The 6,000-nt window shown below is 39.1% G+C and carries 3 protein-coding genes and 1 pseudogene; 1 reads left to right on the top strand and 3 read right to left on the bottom strand.

Translation table 11 applies throughout. From position 1 onward, the window contains the following. Positions 1–103: 103 nt before the first annotated feature. Positions 104–286 (top strand): annotated as a pseudogene (locus AC1M9D_RS05125) (type I secretion C-terminal target domain-containing protein); the annotation flags it as partial. An 817-nt stretch (positions 287–1,103) separates the two neighbouring features. Here the strand turns inward: AC1M9D_RS05125 and AC1M9D_RS05120 are convergent. The 3 genes from AC1M9D_RS05120 to AC1M9D_RS05110 form a co-directional block, all read right to left on the bottom strand. Continuing rightward, positions 1,104–2,387, bottom strand: a complete 1,284-nt coding sequence (locus tag AC1M9D_RS05120; RefSeq protein ID WP_035267248.1) for a ribonucleotide-diphosphate reductase subunit beta — start codon at positions 2,385–2,387, stop codon at positions 1,104–1,106. Between the two features lie 146 nt (positions 2,388–2,533). Then, positions 2,534–2,665, bottom strand: a complete 132-nt coding sequence (locus AC1M9D_RS05115) for a preprotein translocase subunit YajC (protein ID WP_481587302.1) — start codon at positions 2,663–2,665, stop codon at positions 2,534–2,536. 165 nt (positions 2,666–2,830) lie between these two features. Next, positions 2,831–5,656, bottom strand: coding sequence for a ribonucleoside-diphosphate reductase subunit alpha (locus AC1M9D_RS05110; RefSeq protein ID WP_481589064.1), 2,826 nt, complete (start codon positions 5,654–5,656; stop codon positions 2,831–2,833). Positions 5,657–6,000: the final 344 nt, after the last annotated feature.

Here is a 6,000-nt window from a genome sequence, read left to right as displayed (position 1 = left end):
ACAGAATTAGGTCGCCCTCATACCCAAGTTGTCTCTTAAATTTGAGTAGCTTAAGGGAACTCAGCCTTTCAAACCTTTATGCAACAAAGCCTTAAAAGATCAGAATGTTACATCGTCTAACATTGGTGAATTTGTAACGATCAAACAAGATGGTGCAAATACGATGATTAGTGTTGATACTGATGGGGCTAAAACGAAATATAACCCAACTGAGCTTATTATTCTGCAAAATACAGATAGCAGTCTTTATGCGATCGATGATCTGTTAAAATATAATCAAATTTAATTAAACAAATGAAAAGAGGTCTTTCGAGACCTCTTTTTATTTTTAAAAATGTGAAATCAAAAGTAATTGGTATGAAAAAAAATAAAATACTAATAATTTGGATAAATTAATTTTTGAAGAACAAACATTTTATTTGTTATTTCGTCATTTGGAAAATATTCTAATAAAACAAAATTTATTATGGAGACGCGATTGCAACAAAAAAATCATATCCAAGCACCATTTTATAGAGCTTTATGTGTTAGTCATCAGGGGGAGGCTTAATCATAAAAAAAATGTTGTTTAGGATTTATTGATAATAAAAAATGGTAATGATTCAAAAAATTTAATTCCCACTCCAAAGAGATTTTCATCTCTATATTTAGAGCTGTTTTTTAAACGTTATTAAATAGAATATAGAAACAAACACTCGCTACGTTAAAAAAAATTAACCTTGCTCATTTTTATTTGTGTTTTCAGGTGGCTAGTATGGGGGTAGTAGTAATGTCTAAGTTTATAACTCGATATGTGTTGCAGAATTAGGTTATAGAGATCATTTTGCCTGAGTTTGAAGAATAATCCGCTCATTACTCATTATTCACATTGGATTTAAAGGAGTGCTTGCATAATTCGATATCCTTAAATTGGTTGAAAACTCAGTGCTTTAACTTTGGTTGATTTTGATGCTTAAATAAACATGTGAATATGAAAATTTTTAATCTGAAAATTTAACACTGCTATTTGTTTCTATTCTTGAATCATACTAAACCTGCTTGAGTATAAAAAATAAAAGAGCCATATAAGGCTCTTTTATATTTAGATACAATAGCGTGATCTATTACCAGCTTAACGCACCACCAGTTTGATAGTCTGTTACGCGAGTTTCGAAGAAGTTCTTCTCTTTACGTAAGTCCATCATTTCTGACATCCACTGGAATGGATTATTCACACCAGCAAATTGCTCAGGTAAACCTAATTGAGCTAAACGACGGTTTGCAATGAACTTCAAGTATTCTTCCATCATTGCAGCATTCATACCCAATACACCGCGTGGCATGGTGTCACGTGCATATTCGATTTCAAGCATCGTACCTTCAAGAATCATTTGAATGATTTCTTCTTGGAACTCAGCAGTCCACAAATGTGGGTTCTCAATCTTGATTTGGTTAATCATATCGATACCAAAGTTCAAGTGCATTGACTCATCACGTAAGATGTACTGGAATTGCTCAGCAACACCATTCATCTTGTTACGACGACCCATTGACAAGATTTGAGAGAAACCACAGTAGAAGAAAATACCTTCAAGAACACAGTAGAATGCGATCAAGTTGCGAAGCAAGATTTGATCTGTTTCAGGTGTGCCTGTTTTGAATGTTGGATCACTTAATTCTTGAGTGTACTTCAAGCCCCATGCCGCTTTACGCGCAACTGATGGAACTTCGCGGTACATGTTGAAGACTTCGCCTTCATCCATACCTAAAGATTCGATGCAGTATTGGTAAGCATGCGTGTGAATCGCTTCTTCAAATGATTGACGCAAGATGTACTGACGGCATTCTGGGTTAGTAATGTGTCGGTAAATCGCAAGAACCAAATTATTCGCAACCAACGAATCGGCAGTAGAGAAGAAGCCTAAAGAACGCATCACGATGGTACGCTCATCTTCAGTTAAGCCATCTTCTGACTTCCAAAGTGCGATATCGTGGTTCATGTTAACTTCTTGTGGCATCCAGTGGTTTGCACAACCATCTAGATATTTTTGCCAAGCCCATTCATATTTGAATGGTACAAGTTGGTTCAAGTCAGCGCGACAGTTGATCATTGCTTTATCATCAACTTGAACACGTTGAGCGCCCATTTCTAACTCTTCAAGACCTGGAGCAACGTCCAAATGTTCTAAGGCGTTAGATGCTCTTGCCAACGGATCGGCTGAATTTGTTGTTCCGTTTGAACTGGTTCGAGCGGGTTGTGCAGCTGCCACACGCGTCGGTTCGTTGCGTGCATCAGATACCACTTGTGGATTAGGCGCTTTTTGCGGTTCGATGGGCGCAGACTGCTGTGCTTGTGCAGTTTGTTTCGGTTCATCATCTTCGAAATCGTCCCAACTGAGGATAGACATATCAATTCTCTCTACGTTGCTTATATCTTTTTATTCAGACATCTCAACGTGAGACATCCTACTATACGCTTATATTGTGTAAGCAAAATTAAGTTTTGCTGATGAATGTACTCAATTTGTTCGTTTGAGTAGATTGAATTTCCGCACTACTTATTTTGCTTACGCTTCTGTTGTTTGCGAATGGCTAAAAATGCATAGACCATCGGCGTGTAAAAGAAAATAAAGGCAAAGACCAGTACCGCAAGTCCTAACATATAGTTATGAGTCATATGGTGCATGGTCTTTTCCTTTGTTTGATTCTAAATAATGAAACATCTACAGGTGGAGCAAAAGCCTCTAATTTAGAGGCTAATGTTCTAAGACTTTTTATCCTTTGATTGCTATTACAGTAAGTAATAGTAAAGTCATGAATATAATAATCTCACCCATAGAAGTTATTTTCATTACTGACAAGCCTCGCAATCAGGATTGTCAATTGAACATGCCATTGGCACTGGTGCTGCTTGTTCAAAGCCTTCTTCTGACGCTGCTGCTTCAGGTTTAGCTTCTTGAGCAACCGCTGCCACTGGCGCTGCAACTGTCGCAGGTTTAACCGCGTTTAATGCACCTGTGTTAATCGTAGATTTCTCAGCAGATGTCGCACCTAATGCACGAAGGTAATAAGTCGTCTTAAGACCACGTAACCATGCCATCTTATACGTGATGTCCAATTTCTTACCGTTTGCACCAGAGATGTAAAGGTTCAGAGATTGTGCTTGGTCGATCCATTTTTGACGACGTGATGCAGCATCAACAATCCAGCGTGCTTCAACTTCAAATGCTGTCGCGAAAATTGCTTTTAACTCTTCAGGAATACGCGCAATTTTTTGTACTGAACCTTCGAAATGTTTTAGGTCATTAACCATCACAGAATCCCAAAGACCGCGTTCTTTTAATGCACGAACGAGGTAAGGGTTGATGACAGTGAACTCACCAGACAAGTTCGATTTTACATATAAGTTTTGGAATGTTGGCTCAATAGATTGAGATACACCACAAATATTTGAAATGGTTGCAGTCGGCGCAATGGCCATCACGTTCGAGTTACGCATACCATCTTTTTGGACTTTGGCACGTAACGTGTCCCAATCCAAACGTTGTGTACGATCGACTTCAAACATGCGCTCTGGGCGAGATTTCGCAACCAGCTCAAGAGAGTCAATTGGTAAAATACCTTGATCCCACAATGAACCTTTAAATGTTTCATACGTACCACGTTCAACCGCCAAATCGCTTGAAGTTTGAATCGCGTAGTAAGAAATCACTTCCATAGACTCATCTGCAAACTCAACCGCAGCATCAGAACCGTAAGCAATCTTCATTTCGTATAGTGCATCTTGGAAGCCCATGATACCCATACCCACTGGACGGTGTTTCAAGTTTGAATTACGCGCTTGTGGAACTGCATAGTAGTTAATGTCGATGACGTTATCTAGCATACGAACTGCAGTTTTAATCGTGCGAGCAAGTTTCTCACGGTCTAATTGACCACCTTGAACGTGTTGAACAAGGTTGATTGAACCCAAGTTACATACCGCAATTTCATCTTTGCTTGTGTTCAATGTAATTTCAGTACACAAGTTAGAAGAGTGCACCACACCTACGTGTTGTTGCGGTGAACGTAAGTTACATACGTCTTTGAATGTGATCCAAGGATGACCTGTTTCGAATAACATTGATAACATTTTGCGCCATAAGTCTTTCGCACGGACTTTCTTATGAAGCATGTCTGTTTCTTTCGCAATGCTTTCGTAGTAAGCATAACGTTCTGCGAATTCAGCACCCGTTAAATCGTGAAGATCTGGTGTTTCAGACGGGGTGAAGAGTGTCCATTCAGCATCTTCAAATACACGTTGCATGAACAAATCTGGAACCCAGTTTGCAGTGTTCATATCGTGTGTACGACGGCGGTCATCACCCGTGTTTTTACGAAGCTCTAGGAATTCTTCGATATCCAAGTGCCAAGTCTCGAGATAAGCACATACCGCACCTTTACGCTTACCACCTTGGTTAACTGCAACTGCTGTATCGTTCGCTACTTTGAGGAACGGAACAACACCTTGCGATTTACCGTTAGTACCTTTGATGTATGAGTTCAAGGCACGAACTGGTGTCCAGTCATTACCTAAACCGCCTGCCCATTTAGACAACATTGCGTTATCACGCATAGCGCCATAAATATCGAACAAGTCGTCATCAATCGTTGTTAAATAACAGCTTGATAATTGAGGACGTAATGTACCTGAGTTAAATAGGGTTGGCGTAGATGCCATGTAATCGAAGCTAGAAAGTAAGTTATAGAATTCGATTGCACGATCTTCACGGTTGTCTTCATTGAGCGACAAGCCCATAGAAACACGCATGAAGAATAATTGTGGTAATTCGAAGCGTACGCCATCAGAGTGGATGAAGTAACGGTCAAATAATGTTTGAAGACCTAAATATGTAAATTGATTAGAGCGTTCTGGTTTAATCGCAGCCGCTAATTTTACAAGGTCAAAATTTAATAATTCTGGAGAAAGCAGCTCTAGCTCAACACCTTTTTTCAAGAAGGTTTCAAGCGCATCATTTTCAAGCGTGTCTTTAGATAAACCAAGAAACTCAAGACCTGTTGCAACTAAGTTGTCACGCAACAAACGTGCAGTGACATACGTATAGTTTGGTTCTTGTTCAATACGTGTACGTGTCGCCATCATCATCGTTGTAGAGATGTCTGATGCTTTAACACCGTTGTATAGGTTTTTTACAGTTTCATCGATGATTGCTTGAACATCAATGCCTTCTAAGCCTTCGCTAGCTTTTTCAATCTTCGCTTGTAAACGACTCAAATCTAATGGTTGGAGCTGACCATTTTGACCTGTGATCTGAAGAGTAGGGTGATGATGAGCACCTAACTCTTTACGCGCTTCAGCACGTTGTTCACGATAGATCACGTATGCACGCGCTACTTTTTGTTCACCTGTGCGCATTAAAGCTAATTCAACTTGATCTTGAATTTCTTCAATATGAATCGTGCCACCAGAAGGTAAACGACGCTTAAATGTATTCATCACCATCTCAGTCAGCTGAGTAATACGATCATGAATTCTGCTCGAATCTGCACTTGGTTGACCTTCAACAGCCAAAAATGCTTTACCAATTGCTACAGAGATTTTATCTGCATCAAAAGTGGCAACATCACCAGTGCGTTTAATCACTTGAAGTTGACCAGGGGTTGTATTAGCGCTCATTTCAGCGTCGCTCCATTCTCATCATTTTTATGCTTATGGACCATTTGAATCGGATACAAACTCAAAAAATGAGCTATCGCGATATTTGAGGGTAAACACAAGACTTAGTGGTTTAATGTAAATTAAGACACAAGATACGGTAAATTTCAGGGTAGATCAATATTGACATTTTGATAATTTTTTTTCTGAGTTTAACACTCAAATTTCCCTAACTTTTTCCATGTTCCGCCATTTTTGTTATGTAGTCAGCGTCACAGGGTGCTAAGCATAACAGAGACTTTTTAGAGTGCTTATAGATAAGTTTGTGGATAACTCTGAAAGTGCATATTGCTTCTCGAAAATAA

It is taken from the genome of Acinetobacter sp. ANC_7682 (genome assembly GCF_056779795.1).
The sequence above is the reverse complement of the archived record's forward strand: the minus strand, read 5'-3'. Positions and strand labels throughout refer to the sequence as shown.

Coding starts and splice junctions, on each gene's coding strand:
- AC1M9D_RS05120 (WP_035267248.1), bottom strand. CDS start 2,387: ATGTCTATCCTCAGTTGGGACGATTTCGAAGATGATGAACCGAAACAA.
- AC1M9D_RS05115 (WP_481587302.1), bottom strand. CDS start 2,665: ATGCACCATATGACTCATAACTATATGTTAGGACTTGCGGTACTGGTC.
- AC1M9D_RS05110 (WP_481589064.1), bottom strand. CDS start 5,656: ATGAGCGCTAATACAACCCCTGGTCAACTTCAAGTGATTAAACGCACT.